Genomic DNA, 15,688 nt, shown 5'->3' with positions numbered 1-15,688 from the left:
ATTTTTTGAAGATGCTACTTTTTTCTCACCGTGAACAAGAGGTCAGCTCTTTGAACATCATTTATTCGTTTTTAGAGATACTAGAAGAGACTGAAGCAAGTTTTGTTTCAGTCCCTTTTATTTTAGAGAACTATCCAAATTTCGTCCTAGAATTTTTTGTGCAAATATCGTAAATGATGTGAAAGTATATACTTTTTAGTATATACTTATTGTTGGATAAAAATATTTTCTCATTATTGTTGGTTCTGCTAATAAATAAAGCTAGCAGAAAGTTTGGAGAATATTTTAGGAGGAATCTCGTGAAAAAACAACCAAAATTTCAAGAAATTGCGAATGAGATTGAGAAGCGAATCATGGAAGGAATTTACGTTTCTAGTCAAAAATTACCTTCAGAATATGATTTAGCAGACGAGTTTCAATGTAGTCGTTTAACTGTTCGTAAAGCAATCGAATTATTGATCAGCCAAAATAAGTTGATCAAAGAAAAAAGTAAAGGCACGTATGTCATGAAACAACCTAAGATCCAAAGTGGCTCTGGAGGATTGCAAAGCTTTACCGAAACTGCTCGAATCCAAGGGAAAAAGACAAAAACGCAAGTCTTAGAATGCGAAGTTACTGAACAACTACCAACGAATGTTAAACAAGCTTTTGGTGAATCGATTTCTGAGCCAATCGTTCATTTGAGACGATTACGTTATTTTGATGACGAACCAATGACGGTTGAAAATCTTTATATTTTAAAACGTTATCTGGGAGAAGTCTCTCAAGAAGAATTAAGTGGGTCACTCTATCAAGTGATCGAAAAAAACGTGGAGATCGCTTATTCTCACCAAGAAATCGAAGCAGTGAAAGCGACGGCTGACGTGGCAAAACTCTTGCAAGTAGCTGTGGATGAACCGATGTTGTTTGTCCATTCAATGACATATTCGCCAGCAGCCAAACCAATCTTATATGACTGCTCGTATTATCGTGCAGATAAATATACATTTAAAAATACGTTGATTCGTCAAAAAAGGAGTGAATAAATTGAAAAAAAGCAAGTCGATGATTGATGATCATTGGGAAGAATTTCTTGAGTTTCTTCAAACAGTTATGAAAGTACCAAGTGTGAAAGGGGAGCCGGAAGATCATGCTCCGTTTGGGAAAGCACCTCGAGAAGTGTTGGACCTTGTACTCAAAAAAGGAAAAGAAGTAGGGTTTAAGACTAAAGTGATTGATGATGCGATCGGATACGTCCAATGGGGAGAAGATGATGAGGACTATATTGGGATCATTGGTCATTTAGATGTGGTTCCAGCAGGATCAGGATGGGATTTTCCACCCTTTGATTTAAGCGAAAAAGATGGACGCTTTTATGGACGAGGGATTTTAGATAATAAAGGGCCGATCATTAGTTGTTTTTATGCTCTGATCCTGTTGAAAAAAATGGGAGCGGTTCCTAAAAAAACGATCCGCATTATTTTTGGGACTGACGAAGAAAGTGGGATGTCTGATGTGGCTCATTATTTACAGGCTGAAGTTCCGCCATCATTTGGTTTTACGCCAGATTGTAAATATCCAGTTGTTTACGGAGAAAGAGGAGTAGTCAACCTAACGATTCATTTCCCATTAGTTAAAGAAGAAGTTATTCAAATCAGTGATTTTACAGGGGATCAATATCGAGATCATGTGCCAGACCAGCTGAGTGTTTCGATTAATGCGAAAAAATTTGATGTGGAAGGAAAACGTTCTCCAAGTAATGCCCCAGAATTAGGAGAGAATGCGATTACGCTGCTTGCCGAAAAAATCAAAGCAGATTCAGCTGTTCCAGAACAAATACGAGCTTATTTTGATTGGATCTGGCAAGCTTTCCACAATAAACATTATGGAGAAGGAATCGATCTTGCTTTGTCTGATGAAGATTCAGGCAGGTTGATTCTTACACCTGTGAATTTGCAAAAAAACACTAACGGGTTAGATTTAGAAGTTGCTTTTCGTTACCCTGTTTCAGTCACAGAAGAGGAAGTCGTGAGTGGGTTGGCTAAACAGTTGCCCGAGAAAGCGACTTTTACAATCAATCGCAGTATTCCAGGGATCTGTCAGAAAAAAGATTCGCCCGAAATCAAAAAACTATCTCAAATTTATGGCGAGATTACTGGGAACGACCCTACACCAGTGACGACAACGGGTGCTACTTATGCCAGAAAGATTCCTAATGTATTAGCGTTTGGTCCCTCTTTTCCAGGGCAAAAAGGGATTGCACATAACAAAAACGAGTATATGGAAGTAACAGATCTGCGCATGAATTTAGAGATATACCTACGAAGCATTCAAGCATTGATCGAATAAACAGTTATATATTTTTTAAAAAAAAGATTATCAGAGACTTCTCTTATAAATCAATTAGATTTTAAGAAAAGTCTCTTTTTAGTATAGACATAATAGTATATACTAAATAAAATAGATGTAAGCGCTATATATAGGAGGAGTAAACATGTGGGGAATTATCGCAACGTGGCGTATGGCACATGATGGTGTGTTAGCTGCCAAAGAATTATTAGAACAGGAAGGAACATGCGGAGATGCCGTGGAAACGTCAATCAAATGTGTAGAAGACTATCCATTTTACAAATCAGTTGGCTATGGTGGCTTGCCAAACGAACGAGGCATTGTAGAAATGGATGCGGCTTTTATGGATGGGGATACGTTCAAAATTGGGGCAGTGGCTGGGATCGTAGATATTGCGAATCCAATATCAGTTGCCAGAAAATTAAGTAATGAAAAATTCAATAGTTTTCGCGTAGGACAAGGAGCCACTGAATATGCAATGCTAGCAGGATTCGAACGGAAAAACATGCTAACGCCAAGAGCTAAAAAAATTTGGCAAAAACGAGTGGCAGAAGTGGCGAAAACGAATCTAAGTCCCTATGACGGACACGATACGGTGGGCGTGGTTTCTTTGGATCAACACACTGGCATGGCTGCAGGAACGTCTAGTTCTGGATTATTTATGAAAAAGCAAGGTCGTGTGGGAGATTCCCCTTTATCAGGTTCTGGTTTTTACGTCGACAGTCAAATCGGTGGTGCGACAGCAACTGGTCTAGGAGAAGATCTAATGAAAGGCTGTCTAGCTTATGAAATTGTTCGCTTGATGGGAGAAGGAGTCACTCCACAAAAAGCCTGTGATCAAGCTGTGTATTCTTTTACTGATTTATTAAAAGAACGGTATGGCAAAGCAGGTGCTTTTTCATTAGTTGCTATGAATAAAGCAGGTGAATGGGGAGTTGCGACCAATGTCGAATTTACGTTTACTGTTGCAACTGAAAAGGAGCAACCAGCTATCTACTTAGCTAATCCAGGAGTTGATCAGACAACGATCATTGAACCAATCACCAAAGAATGGCTGGATGCTTATGAAAAACGCATCAAAGCCCCAGTTTGATCCCAGTATCGAAGTCATTTAGCTGATAATCAGCATATGTATATATAAGGAGGAGAAAAAAATGGCAACAAAAAAAATCTATTTATTCTGTGAAGCAGGGATGTCAACGAGTATTATGGTCAATAAAATGATGGAAGTAGTCACAAAACATCAGATGCCACTAGAAATCCATGCGTTCCCAGCAATCCATGCAGAGGAAAAAGTTGAACAAGAGAAACCGGTAGCCATCTTATTAGGACCACAAGTTCGTCATTTAAGTGACAAAATGAAAAAAACGTTTGAGCCGTTAGGCATTCCTGTAGGCACAATTGCCACAGAAGCATATGGCATGATGGATGGCGAACGTGCGATGAAAGATGTCCTGAAAATGATCAAAGAAAGTAGAAAATGAGTTTTTGTAAACGGAAACAGTCGGAGTCAACAAAAAGATCGGGGGAAAAAAGATGCAAAAATTTTTGAATTGGTTAGAAAAAGTTTTGACACCAATGGCAAAAACGGTTGGAGAAAATAAATATTTGATTGCTATACGAGATGGCTTTTTACTTTCTACACCGTTATTGATCGTGGGGTCATTGTTTCTAGTATTGACCAACTTTCCAATACCAAATTGGAATGAATGGATGGCTGGATTTTTAGGGGAAAATTGGGCAGTCATGTTGAATAAGCCTGCTACCGCCAGTTTTGATATCATGACGATTTTAGCAGTTGGGGGCATCGGTTATAGTTTAGCAAAGCAATTTAAAGTGGATGCGATGCAAGCGGCAATTATTTCTTTAGTTTCATTCTTTATCGTAACGCCTTTTACCACATTATTTACGCCAGAAGGTTCGACTGAAGTATTTGAAGTCGGAAGTCTTCCTTTACGTTGGATGGGATCAAGTGGTTTATTTTTAGGGATGGTAGTTGCTTTAGTAGCGACTCGTATGTTCGTTGCTTTGATTCGCACAGGGTGGACAATCAAAATGCCAGATGGCGTGCCGCCTACTGTTGTTAAATCGTTTGAAGCGTTGATTCCAAGCTTCGTCATCTTAACGTTCTTTATGGTGGCGAATTGGGTAGCGAGTTTAACCACATATGGGAATTTACAAGAAATCCTGTTTAAATTCTTACAAACACCATTGTTAAGTTTAGGGAATACCTTAGGTGCTATGATCATTGCGTACTTATTTTTACATTTTTTCTGGTTTTTCGGAATCAACGGTTCAAGTGTCGTAGGTGCAGTCTTCAATCCAGTTCTTCGTGCTTTATCGATTGAAAATCTAAATGCGTTCAAAGACGGACATGAAATTCCTAATATCATTACAGGTCAATTTCAAGATATGTTTGCAACATTTGGTGGGGGCGGTTCTACCTTATCATTGATTTTGATTATGATTCTTGTATGTAAAAGTCAGCGAGTGAAAAAACTTTCACAATTATCGCTTGTACCAGGAATTTTCGGGATCAATGAACCGATCATCTTTGGTTTACCGATCGTATTAAATCCAATCATTTTGATCCCATTTGCTTTAGTACCGACAATCAATATCATTATTGCTTATTTTTGTATGGACCTAGGGCTAGTTGCTTACACCAATGGGATTCAACTTCCATGGACAACGCCACCGATCATTTCAGGCTTTTTAGTCAGTGGTTGGCAAGCTTCTGTCCTTCAGGGATTACTTATTTTATTAGGAATGGCAGTTTATTATCCATTCATCAAAGTGTTAGACAATCAATATCTGAAAGAAGAGCTTGAGGCAGAAGAATCAACAGCAGAAGAAATCAATTTTGATGACTTTGATTTTGATACCTTATAAAAAGGAGTAGGAGCATGAAAAAAATCATTTTGATCCTCAACCATGTGACCGCAGGTATGGGAAGTGACGAACAAGCACAATTGCCTCCAGGTGGAAAAAAAACAGCTCTAGGACCGGGAGAAACATTAGCGCCATTGTTTAAAGAAAAAAAGGCAGAGATTATTGCTACTTTATACTGCGGTGATCGTTATTATTCAAGTCATCCAGAAGAAGTCAAACAAAAATTTATCGGATTCGCCAAAAAGTTTGGAGCAGATGCGATATTATGTGGACCAGCTATGCATTATCCTAATTTTGGAGAGATGGCAGGCGGGTTAGTCGAAGCTTTTAACAAAGAAGGCATTCCTGCTGCCGCTGCAATGTCTGTTGAAAATCCTGCTGTAGCAAAATATCAGCAAGTGATCCCCATCGTTAAAATGCCAAAAAAAGGTGGGATCGGACTAAATCAATCCTATAAAAATATGGCAACAATCGTGACACAGTTAGCGAAAGGGGAAGAACGAACTTCCTCAGAACAAGAAATGATCTTTTGAATCAAAAGTGAATAAACGGAGCATAATGTCTTTTCTTAAGTTGAAAAGCTGTTTCGATAGATGACGGAAAAAAGCCAATCATTACGTATGTTTTGATTGGCTTTTTGTGTGAAGAAGCTTGCAAAGAATGGTTTGCCACAAGCTGGATCAAGGGAGATGAGGAACACGTAAGGCTTTGATCAATGTCAATGTTTGGGTAGAAAGATTCGATCAATTAGCTAACTGAATTTCATCGTTTGCCAACTTGCTCCTTCTCTTTATTGATTTATTCCTTCTCTTTATTAAAAAGTAGAGTGAAAAATAGACTTGAATCTCAATGGATCGTCCAATAAACTATTTATTGTAAGCGATTTATTCTTAATTGAAGAAAAGTGGTGATGTATGAACAAAGTAAAGATACTCATGACCTTGTTTGTTAGCTCTATACTCCTATTTTTGATTTCTCATCCCCAAGAAATAGCGGCAACTACAAGCAAGTCTAATGTAGAAACACATGCAACATTTTCCAAAGTAATGACTTATGATCAAATGATTGAGCAACTCACAAACGATCTTCAGCTTTCATCAACAAAAGCAAGGCAAAAACTCGAATCTTCGGACAAAATTGTTCACACAGTTACTCGAAATAGAGCAACCTTTCGAGTACTGTCGCATACTGTGACGGTGAATAAGACATACAAGCCAACGATGCGGTTTTATTGTGAAACGAGTGAAAGTGGTCATTTTAGAGCGATTAAACGAATAGTAGCAATAAATTTGGTTAGAGAAGACCAGGAAGTGGCAAAAGCCTTTTCCGGAACTGTCTATGTCAACTTAGAAGAAGCCAATCGTATCTATTATATCGTGAATGGTGACTTCTTTAATCAAGGTACGACTTCATGGCAAATCGGATCAACGAGTGGTGTAGACAGTGCGCTAGATCTAAGGTTTACTACAAAGGATGCCGGAAACCATTACCAATACAGTTATAGTGAACACCGAATCACTTTTTGATTTGCAAGCGGGGAAGGAAGTGGACAGCGATCGCTAACCATTGTTGAATAATAGTGAATGGTTAAAGAAAAGTGATGGGAGAGATATGGATGGCTCGTAAAACTTAGTTTACACAAAAAATAACGAAAAAAGCTGATCCATACATGCGGATCAGCTTTTTATCTTTTAAATTTAGAAAGCAAAACATTCCCAAATATGCTAAGATAGCAATAGACGCGTCCTGAGGGAATCGAACCCCCGTCTCAAGAACCGGAATCTTACGTGATATCCACTACACTAAGGACGCAAGTACAGACACAATTGTAACGAAACTAAAAAAAAATTACAAGGGGAATGGACAAAAAAATGAAATTTCAACAAAACTTTTCACAAAAACAACAGCAAACACAAAAATTAGCCATGACACAACATCTGCAACAGTCCATCCAGGTATTGCAATATAACAGTGAAGAGCTCTTGGCATTTGTTGAAAATCAAGCATTAGAAAATCCATTGATAGAAGTAGTGGAACCAGAATGGCAATCTGACTATCAGAAGATCAGATCAGCCAATGATAATGAAGAAACCAACTACTTAAATCAAATTCCCGATACCAGTGTTTCCTTATTTGAATCATTGATCGAACAGATCCATTTGAACTATCGGCAGACCTTCTTACGTCAGTTAGTTCTTTATTTAGTCGAGTACATTGATTTAAATGGATTTTTGACGATTGATTTAAAAGAGGCACAAGAACAAACAAATGCAACTTCGATTGAGATCCTTGATGCACTGACGCTGGTCCAACAACTTGAACCAGCAGGTGTGGGGGCACGAAGTTTACAAGAGTGTTTGATGTTACAAACGGAAAGAGATGACTTTGCACCAGAGTTAGCGTATATCGTTTTGGAAGAGTGTTTTGAGTTGCTGGTTGATCGCAAATGGAAAGAGATCGCTCAACGCTTTTCAATCGAACTTAGTGAAGTACAACGAATCTTTGATTACATCCAAACACTTAGCCCAAGCCCTGGACGGATTTTTGATCGAAGCAGTGAATTGTATATCATTCCTGATGTCAAAGTGATGGTTGATAAGGACCAAAAAGTGTCTGTCCTTTCTAGACGAGGAAATCAACCAGACGTTCGTTTCCAAGAACATTATTTTAATCAGATGCTTAAAAAAGCAGACAAAGAAACGCAAGCGTACTTGAAAGAACGGAAACAAGAATTTGACTGGTTGAAAAAAACGATTCTACAACGTGGGGATACGATTTTACGTGTGGCTCAAATCATTGTTTCCCATCAACAAGCCTTTTTCACAAATAAAGAACGACCAATTAAACCGCTGACATTAAAAGAAGTGGCAAAAGAGTTGGAAGTACATGAATCCACTGTCAGCCGTGCCGTCAATGGAAAATACCTGGAAACTGAATTTGGGGTTTTCGAGCTTAAGAAATTCTTTACAACTAGACTACAGCAAAGTGGGACAGATACTGAGACCGATCTCTCAGCTGATACTGCACAAAAGAAAATCCAAGAACTTGTAGAACAAGAAGACAAAATCAAACCACTTTCTGATCAAAAGATCGTAGAATTATTAAAAAAAGATGAAATATTGATTTCAAGAAGGACGGTTGCAAAATATCGTGACCTGCTGGGAATCCCAAGTTCATCGAAAAGAAAACGTTATGATAGATAATGTGAATCTCGACTAGAAAAAAATGAAAAGTTTTTTCTAGTCTTTTTTTATTGAAAAAAACGGGTAAAACTGTTAGACTTACATTCGTGAGGTTGAGATTTTCCTTTTAAATACTTAGTAGTAGGAAAGTCGCTTTTCTTTTTTTATCGTACATGGGTCGTTTTGAGTCTACATTGGACAAATATCGTCCAACTAAGGAGATCGCTATGCTTGATGAATTGAAAATGATTGAATCTGTTGCACCGGATATTATCGAGGTTTTACAGGAAAGATATAAAATTTTACGTAATATTTATTGGATGCAGCCAATAGGTCGTCGTAGTTTATCAGAGAGTATGGGCATCACAGAACGCGTATTACGAACAGAAACAGATCTACTAAAACAGTTAGATTTGATCAACACCTCTAAAAGCGGTATGACTTTGACCAAAAAAGGAGAAGAAGTTTATCAAAGCCTTGAGAACTTCATGGATCAACTTTTAGGAATGCATCAGACAGAAAAAAAACTGGCTGAGTATTTTGGGAATCAACGTTGTATCGTGGTATCAGGAAACAGTGAAGAACAGCCTAAAGTGGCGGATGCTTTTGGTGAAGCATTAAATGAAGCTTTAGATTTGTTACTACCGGAGGGCAATAATATCATTGCTGTAATGGGCGGAACAACGATGGCTGTAGTAGCTGAACAACTGACAAATTTGGAAAACAATCAGCGACATAATCTATTTGTGCCAGCTCGTGGTGGTATCGGAGAGGCTGTGACTGTACAAGCAAATTCCGTAAGTGCTAGAATGGCTACAAAAGCAAGTGGAAATCATCGTGCATTGTATGTTCCAGAACAATTAAGTTTAGCAACGTACAATTCCTTGCTCAATGAACCCTCTATTCAAGAAGTGTTAAACTTGATTAGTCAGGCAAATTGTGTTATTCATAGTATTGGACGCGCACTCCATATGGCAGCACGTCGAAAAATGACTGAAAAGGAATTAGTCATGCTGAAACAGGCGAATGCGGTGGCGGAATCTTTCGGCTATTTTTTCAATGAAAATGGCGAAGTCGTATATAAAGTTCCTCGCATCGGAATCGAATTGAAAGATTTGGCAAATGTACCCATCATTCTTGCGATTGCTGGGGGAAAGTCAAAAGCAAAAGCGATTCGCGCCTATATGAAAAATGCACCAAAACAAACGTGGCTCATCACTGATGAAGCTGCAGCAAAAGAGATTTTAAAAGGGGTATCCCTTTAAAATAAATATTTTTTTGATTTTCATAAGGAGGAAATCTTAAATGACAGTTAAAGTAGGTATTAATGGTTTTGGACGTATCGGACGTCTAGCATTCCGTCGTATCCAAGATGTAGATGGAATCGAAGTAGTAGCAATCAACGACTTAACAGATGCTAAAATGTTAGCACACTTGTTAAAATATGACACAACTCAAGGACGTTTCAACGGAACAGTTGAAGTTCACGAAGGTTCATTCAACGTTAACGGAAAAGAAGTTAAAGTTTTAGCTAACCGTAACCCTGAAGAATTACCTTGGGGCGAACTAGGTGTTGACATCGTTCTAGAATGTACTGGTTTCTTCACTTCAAAAGCAGCTGCTGAAAAACATTTAACAGCTGGTGCTAAACGTGTTGTTATCTCAGCTCCTGGTGGAAATGACGTTCCAACAATCGTTTATAACACAAACCACGAAACATTAACTGGTAAAGAAACAGTTATCTCAGGTGCTTCATGTACTACTAACTGTTTAGCTCCTATGGCTAAAACATTAAACGACAAATTTGGTGTTGTTGAAGGATTAATGACAACTATCCACGCTTACACAGGTGACCAAATGACTCTAGACGGACCTCATCCTAAAGGTGACTTCCGCCGTGCACGCGCTGCTGCTGCAAACATCGTTCCTAACTCAACAGGTGCTGCTAAAGCTATCGGTTTAGTAATCCCTGAATTGAACGGTAAATTAGACGGAGCTGCTCAACGTGTTCCTGTACCAACAGGTTCATTAACTGAATTAGTTACAGTTCTTGAAAAAGAAGTAACTGTTGACGAAATCAACGCAGCAATGAAAGAAGCTTCAAACGAATCTTACGGATACAACACAGACGAAATCGTTTCTTCTGATATCGTTGGTATGACTTTCGGTTCATTATTTGACGCTACACAAACTAAAGTAATGACTGTTGGCGACAAACAATTAGTTAAAACTGTTGCTTGGTATGACAACGAAATGTCTTACACTGCACAATTAGTACGTACTTTAGAATACTTCGCTAACTTATAAGATAGACCAAACGTACAAGTGTAATTTATAAGCATGTACACTTAAAAGCGGGGAAGCAATCGCGCTTCTTCCGCTTTTTTTGATAGTAAGTTTATTTAGGAGGAAATAAAATGGCTAAGAAAACAGTGAAAGATATTGATTTAAAAGATAAAAAAGTTCTTGTCCGTGTTGACTTTAATGTTCCTTTGAAAGATGGCGTGATCACAGATGACACACGTATCAAAGCAGCATTACCAACAATCAACTACGTATTAGAACAAGGCGGAAAAGCAATTCTTTTCTCTCACTTAGGACGTGTAAAAACGGAAGAAGATAAAGAAGGTAAATCTTTAGCTCCAGTTGCAAAACGTTTAGGCGAACTATTAGGAAAAGAAGTAACTTTCGTTCCTGAAACTCGTGGTGCAGAATTAGAAGCAGCAATCAATGGCATGAAAGATGGCGACGTGGTTGTTTTTGAAAACACTCGTTTTGAAGACATTGATGGCAAAAAAGAAAGCAAAAATGATGCAGACCTAGGTAAATACTGGGCTTCATTAGGTGATGTATTTGTCAATGATGCTTTCGGTACAGCTCACCGTGCGCATGCTTCAAACGTCGGAATTGCTTCAACTGGTATCCCAACAGTTGCTGGATTCTTGATGGAAAAAGAAATCAAATTTATCGGTGAAGCCGTTGAAGAACCAAAACGCCCTATGATCGCAATCTTAGGTGGCGCAAAAGTTTCTGATAAAATCGGTGTAATCGAAAACTTGATTCCTAAAGCAGACAAAATCTTGATCGGTGGCGGAATGACTTACACATTCTACGAAGCTAAAGGGATCAAAATCGGTAACTCTTTAGTAGAAGCTGATAAAGTTGAATTAGCAAAAGAATTGATCGAAAAAGCTGGCGACAAATTAGTCTTGCCAATCGATAACGTTTGTGCTCCAGAGTTCTCAAACGATGTTGAAACACAAGTAATCGAAGGCGATATCCCTGAAGGATTGATGGCTTTAGACATCGGCCCTGCATCAGTGAAATTATTTGCTGATACATTACAAGGTGCAAAAACAGTTGTTTGGAACGGACCAATGGGTGTGTTCGAAATGAGTAACTTTGCTAAAGGTACAATCGGTGTTTGTGAAGCAATCGCTAACCTTGAAGATGCAACAACAATCATCGGTGGTGGTGACTCAGCAGCTGCTGCAGAACAATTAGGTTTTGCTGACAAATTCACACATATCTCAACAGGTGGCGGCGCAAGCTTAGAATTACTAGAAGGTAAAGAACTACCTGGTTTAGCTGCAATCAACGATAAATAAGCATCGTTTGTTGTATCTGATTTAGATGAAGACAGCTGCTTTTTGCAACGGTGAATTGATTCAAACTCAAATAAACTTAACCAAAAAGCAGCTTTTTCTTTTTATACGTGGAGGAGAGTTCCACGACTCATAATTTTAAAGGAGTGCATACTGTCATGCGTAAACCAATTATCGCTGGTAACTGGAAAATGAACAAAACTGCATCTGAAGCAAAAGAATTTGCTGAAGCAGTAAAAAACAACATCCCTTCAAATGAAAAAGTTGATTCTGTTATCGGATCACCTGCTTTGTTCTTACAAGAACTAATGGCTTCAGCTGAAGGAACAGAATTAAAAATCTCAGCACAAAACTGCTACTGGGAAAACTCAGGTGCATTCACAGGTGAAACTTCACCAGCTGCTTTAGCAGACTTAGGTGTGGACTATGTGATCATCGGACATTCAGAACGTCGTGAATACTTCCATGAAACAGATGAAGACATCAACAAAAAAGCGAAAGCTATCTTTGCAAACGGCATGATCCCAATTCTTTGCTGTGGTGAATCTTTAGAAACTTACGAAGCTGGAAAAACAGCTGAATGGATCGAAGGACAAATCACTGCTGGTCTTGAAGGATTAACAGATGGCCAAGTAAGCAACATGGTTATTGCTTATGAACCAATCTGGGCAATCGGTACTGGTAAATCAGCTGATGCACAAATTGCTGACGAAATCTGTGGCGTTGTACGTCAAACAGTTGAAAAATTATACGGCAAAGAAGTATCTGATGCAGTACGTATCCAATACGGTGGTTCTGTAAAACCAGAAAACATTGCTGAATATATGGCGAAAGAAAATGTTGACGGAGCATTAGTTGGTGGCGCAAGCTTACAAGCTGATTCATTCTTAGCATTATTAGACGCTGTAAAATAATTAGTGAAAATTTGCGAAAAATGCAAGAAATGTTTGCACTAACGCCTAAAATTAACTAAAATCGTATATGAGGGAAATCCCTTAGGAAAAAACAAACTCAAAGGAGAGACAAAACATGTCAATTATTACTGATGTTTACGCTCGCGAGATCTTAGACTCACGCGGTAACCCAACAATCGAAGTAGAAGTATACACAGAAAGCGGAGCTTTTGGCCGTGGAATGGTTCCTTCAGGTGCTTCAACTGGTGAATACGAAGCCGTTGAATTACGTGATGGAGACAAAGCTCGTTATGGCGGTAAAGGTGTAACTAAAGCTGTTGACAACGTAAACAACATCATTGCTGAAGCAATCATTGGCTACGATGTACGTGACCAAATGGCAATCGATAAAGCTATGATCGCTTTAGACGGAACTCCTAACAAAGGTAAATTAGGTGCGAACGCAATTTTAGGTGTATCTATCGCTGTTGCTCGTGCAGCTGCTGACTACCTAGAAGTACCTTTATACCACTACCTAGGCGGATTCAATACAAAAGTTTTACCAACTCCAATGATGAACATCATCAACGGTGGATCACATGCGGATAACTCAATCGACTTCCAAGAATTCATGATCATGCCTGTTGGCGCTCCAACATTCAAAGAAGCTCTACGTATGGGTGCTGAAGTATTCCACGCATTAGCAGCAATCTTGAAATCTCGTGGATTAGCTACTTCTGTTGGTGACGAAGGTGGATTCGCTCCTAACCTTGGTTCAAACGAAGAAGGTTTTGAAGTAATCATCGAAGCAATCGAAAAAGCTGGCTATGTACCTGGTAAAGACGTTGTTCTTGCTATGGATGCTGCTTCTTCAGAATTCTACGACAAAGAAAAAGGTGTTTACGTATTAGCTGATTCAGGCGAAGGCGAAAAAACAACTGACGAAATGATCAAATTCTACGAAGAATTAGTTTCTAAATATCCAATCATCTCAATCGAAGACGGATTAGACGAAAACGACTGGGACGGATTCAAGAAATTAACTGACGTATTAGGCGACAAAGTTCAATTAGTTGGTGACGACTTGTTCGTAACAAACACTCAAAAATTATCTGAAGGTATTGAAAAAGGAATCGCTAACTCAATCCTAATCAAAGTTAACCAAATCGGTACTTTGACAGAAACTTTTGAAGCAATCGAAATGGCTAAAGAAGCTGGCTACACAGCAGTTGTTTCTCACCGTTCAGGTGAAACAGAAGATTCAACAATCTCTGATATTGCTGTTGCAACAAACGCTGGTCAAATCAAAACTGGTTCTCTATCACGTACTGACCGTATTGCTAAATACAACCAATTACTACGTATCGAAGACCAATTAGGCGAAGTTGCTGAATACAAAGGTTTGAAATCTTTCTACAACTTAAAAAACAAATAATTTTAGGACGATCAAATAAGTACGACGATAGCAGAGCGTCGATTATATAGCTGTGCTGGTCTACTTCATTCTAAAGTTATTAAAAAGTACCTTTCTCTTATCTTGAAGATAGGAGAAAGGTCTTTTTTTGCAGAAAAAATTTAGAGATTATCCTAACAAAAACTGAATTACATAATCGTTTTTTGTCACGTTTACAAACGATTTAATTATTGCTAAGATATTATGATAAAAGGAAAAAAAGAATAATGGGGAAAGTGTATGAAAGCAAAAATTTTAAAGGGGTTCAAATGGTTCGGTATTTTGCTTCTCAGTACCATTTTATTGGTCGTGATTGCTTTTCAAGTTTCACCGAGACCGGGTGCTTATGTGATCCGACATCTGTTTAGCGATGCTGTAACGATCACAGATAAAGAAACGTATGAACAAGCAAAAGATTCCACCAGTTCGCTCACTGATCGTTCTTATCAATCACAATTCAAAAAAAACAACTACGATATCTATTATCCTAAAGGCAGTGAGGGACCTTTACCCACGTTGATCTGGGCTCACGGTGGAGGCTATGTGAGCGGGGATAAAGCAGGTGTAAAAGAATTTGCAACAAGATTAGCTTCAGATACGCACATCGCAGTTGTTGCTATGAACTATGAACCGGCACCTAGCTCTCAGTATCCCAATCAAGTAGTCCAAGTCAATGAATTAGTCCAACAATTAAAAAAAGAGAACAATCAGAAGTTGGATCTTTCAAAGCTGATTTTTGGTGGCGATAGTGCAGGCGCTCAGATTGCCTTACAGTATGTCACTATCCAAACAAATCAACAGTATGCAAAAGAAATGAAGATGAAACAAATGATTGATCCAACAGCGATCAAAGGAGCCATTTCTTACTGTGGGCCAGTTGACTTGCAACAAACAGCAAAACAGCAATCGAGTGATCGATTGATGCATTTCTTCGTTAAAACGGTAGCTTGGTCTTTGATTGGAACGAAAGATTGGCAAACAGACGAACGCTTATATCAAGCTAGTTTAGTTGATCAAGTGTCAAAAGACTTTCCGCCTACGTACATCACAGATGGAAATGCGTACTCTTTCCAAGATCAAGGGATTGCTTTCGCAAATAAATTAAAAGAGTTAGAAGTCCCTGTAGACGAACTATTTTATAAAGACCAGAAAAAAGAAATCAGTCATGAATATCAATTTAATTATTCATTGCCAGAATCAAAAAAATGTTATGAGCAGACGGAGCGGTTCATTGAAAACTGTTTTCGATCTACAACAGCTCAATAACGAATTGCCGAAGCATCCCGAAATAGCTCCTTCTATTTTGGGGTGCTTCGATGTCTTTAGACATAGGAG

14 protein-coding genes and 1 tRNA gene are annotated in these 15,688 nt (G+C 38.5%); 14 read left to right on the top strand and 1 reads right to left on the bottom strand.

Annotation, left to right across the window (positions count from 1 at the left end):
* Window positions 1–299: 299 nt before the first annotated feature.
* The 7 genes from IGJ27_RS09500 to IGJ27_RS09470 all read left to right on the top strand — a co-directional run bounded on the left by IGJ27_RS09500 (window position 300) and on the right by IGJ27_RS09470 (window position 6,746).
* The gene (locus tag IGJ27_RS09500; protein WP_010738003.1) at window positions 300–1,025 is read left to right on the top strand and encodes a GntR family transcriptional regulator, LSA1692 subfamily; all 726 of its coding nucleotides are present in this window, start codon (window positions 300–302) and stop codon (window positions 1,023–1,025) included.
* 19 nt (window positions 1,026–1,044) lie between these two features.
* The gene (locus IGJ27_RS09495; RefSeq protein ID WP_370566772.1) at window positions 1,045–2,328 is read left to right on the top strand and encodes a Sapep family Mn(2+)-dependent dipeptidase; all 1,284 of its coding nucleotides are present in this window, start codon (window positions 1,045–1,047) and stop codon (window positions 2,326–2,328) included.
* Window positions 2,329–2,473: 145 nt separating this feature from the next.
* Window positions 2,474–3,421 carry a N(4)-(beta-N-acetylglucosaminyl)-L-asparaginase gene (locus tag IGJ27_RS09490; protein ID WP_034699124.1) on the top strand — a complete coding sequence of 316 codons (948 nt, stop codon included), beginning with the start codon at window positions 2,474–2,476 and terminating at the stop codon, window positions 3,419–3,421.
* Window positions 3,422–3,482: 61 nt separating this feature from the next.
* Window positions 3,483–3,812 carry a PTS sugar transporter subunit IIB gene (locus IGJ27_RS09485; protein WP_010718620.1) on the top strand — a complete coding sequence of 110 codons (330 nt, stop codon included), beginning with the start codon at window positions 3,483–3,485 and terminating at the stop codon, window positions 3,810–3,812.
* A gap of 52 nt (window positions 3,813–3,864) precedes the next feature.
* Window positions 3,865–5,220 (top strand): PTS cellobiose transporter subunit IIC, encoded by a 1,356-nt coding sequence (celB, locus tag IGJ27_RS09480; RefSeq protein WP_010738000.1) that lies wholly within the window; start codon window positions 3,865–3,867, stop codon window positions 5,218–5,220.
* Window positions 5,221–5,234: 14 nt separating this feature from the next.
* A complete protein-coding gene (locus IGJ27_RS09475; protein ID WP_010718618.1) occupies window positions 5,235–5,753 on the top strand; it encodes a GrdB-related putative oxidoreductase in 519 nt (172 codons plus the stop codon).
* A gap of 381 nt (window positions 5,754–6,134) precedes the next feature.
* Window positions 6,135–6,746 (top strand): hypothetical protein, encoded by a 612-nt coding sequence (locus IGJ27_RS09470; protein ID WP_178305780.1) that lies wholly within the window; start codon window positions 6,135–6,137, stop codon window positions 6,744–6,746.
* A 214-nt stretch (window positions 6,747–6,960) separates the two neighbouring features.
* Here the strand turns inward: IGJ27_RS09470 and IGJ27_RS09465 are convergent.
* A tRNA-Arg gene (locus IGJ27_RS09465) sits at window positions 6,961–7,032 on the bottom strand.
* Between the two features lie 59 nt (window positions 7,033–7,091).
* Between IGJ27_RS09465 and rpoN the strand changes: the two genes are divergently transcribed.
* The 7 genes from rpoN (at window position 7,092) to IGJ27_RS09430 (ending at window position 15,619) form a co-directional block, all read left to right on the top strand.
* Window positions 7,092–8,423, top strand: coding sequence for an RNA polymerase factor sigma-54 (rpoN, locus tag IGJ27_RS09460; RefSeq protein WP_178305781.1), 1,332 nt, complete (start codon window positions 7,092–7,094; stop codon window positions 8,421–8,423).
* A gap of 152 nt (window positions 8,424–8,575) precedes the next feature.
* The gene (locus IGJ27_RS09455) at window positions 8,576–9,667 is read left to right on the top strand and encodes a sugar-binding transcriptional regulator (RefSeq protein ID WP_172595671.1); all 1,092 of its coding nucleotides are present in this window, start codon (window positions 8,576–8,578) and stop codon (window positions 9,665–9,667) included.
* 40 nt (window positions 9,668–9,707) lie between these two features.
* A complete protein-coding gene (gene gap / locus IGJ27_RS09450) occupies window positions 9,708–10,709 on the top strand; it encodes a type I glyceraldehyde-3-phosphate dehydrogenase (RefSeq protein WP_010718614.1) in 1,002 nt (333 codons plus the stop codon).
* A gap of 110 nt (window positions 10,710–10,819) precedes the next feature.
* A complete protein-coding gene (locus IGJ27_RS09445; protein ID WP_010718613.1) occupies window positions 10,820–12,010 on the top strand; it encodes a phosphoglycerate kinase in 1,191 nt (396 codons plus the stop codon).
* A gap of 155 nt (window positions 12,011–12,165) precedes the next feature.
* Complete coding sequence (tpiA, locus tag IGJ27_RS09440) at window positions 12,166–12,921, top strand: triose-phosphate isomerase (protein ID WP_010718612.1); 756 nt, start codon at window positions 12,166–12,168, stop codon at window positions 12,919–12,921.
* 115 nt (window positions 12,922–13,036) lie between these two features.
* Window positions 13,037–14,335 carry a phosphopyruvate hydratase gene (gene eno, locus IGJ27_RS09435; protein WP_010718611.1) on the top strand — a complete coding sequence of 433 codons (1,299 nt, stop codon included), beginning with the start codon at window positions 13,037–13,039 and terminating at the stop codon, window positions 14,333–14,335.
* A gap of 258 nt (window positions 14,336–14,593) precedes the next feature.
* A complete protein-coding gene (locus IGJ27_RS09430) occupies window positions 14,594–15,619 on the top strand; it encodes an alpha/beta hydrolase (protein ID WP_438791701.1) in 1,026 nt (341 codons plus the stop codon).
* Window positions 15,620–15,688 lie beyond the last annotated feature (69 nt).

It is taken from the genome of Enterococcus sp. DIV1726a (genome assembly GCF_051710985.1).
Classification (GTDB): domain Bacteria; phylum Bacillota; class Bacilli; order Lactobacillales; family Enterococcaceae; genus Enterococcus_B; species Enterococcus_B hirae.
Note: the sequence above shows the minus strand (reverse complement) of the source record. Positions and strands in the feature narration are given on the sequence as shown.

Coding starts and splice junctions, on each gene's coding strand:
- IGJ27_RS09495 (WP_370566772.1), top strand. CDS start 1,045: ATGATTGATGATCATTGGGAAGAATTTCTTGAGTTTCTTCAAACAGTT.
- IGJ27_RS09490 (WP_034699124.1), top strand. CDS start 2,474: ATGTGGGGAATTATCGCAACGTGGCGTATGGCACATGATGGTGTGTTA.
- IGJ27_RS09485 (WP_010718620.1), top strand. CDS start 3,483: ATGGCAACAAAAAAAATCTATTTATTCTGTGAAGCAGGGATGTCAACG.
- celB (WP_010738000.1), top strand. CDS start 3,865: ATGCAAAAATTTTTGAATTGGTTAGAAAAAGTTTTGACACCAATGGCA.
- IGJ27_RS09475 (WP_010718618.1), top strand. CDS start 5,235: ATGAAAAAAATCATTTTGATCCTCAACCATGTGACCGCAGGTATGGGA.
- IGJ27_RS09470 (WP_178305780.1), top strand. CDS start 6,135: ATGAACAAAGTAAAGATACTCATGACCTTGTTTGTTAGCTCTATACTC.
- rpoN (WP_178305781.1), top strand. CDS start 7,092: ATGAAATTTCAACAAAACTTTTCACAAAAACAACAGCAAACACAAAAA.
- IGJ27_RS09455 (WP_172595671.1), top strand. CDS start 8,576: ATGGGTCGTTTTGAGTCTACATTGGACAAATATCGTCCAACTAAGGAG.
- gap (WP_010718614.1), top strand. CDS start 9,708: ATGACAGTTAAAGTAGGTATTAATGGTTTTGGACGTATCGGACGTCTA.
- IGJ27_RS09445 (WP_010718613.1), top strand. CDS start 10,820: ATGGCTAAGAAAACAGTGAAAGATATTGATTTAAAAGATAAAAAAGTT.
- tpiA (WP_010718612.1), top strand. CDS start 12,166: ATGCGTAAACCAATTATCGCTGGTAACTGGAAAATGAACAAAACTGCA.
- eno (WP_010718611.1), top strand. CDS start 13,037: ATGTCAATTATTACTGATGTTTACGCTCGCGAGATCTTAGACTCACGC.
- IGJ27_RS09430 (WP_438791701.1), top strand. CDS start 14,594: ATGAAAGCAAAAATTTTAAAGGGGTTCAAATGGTTCGGTATTTTGCTT.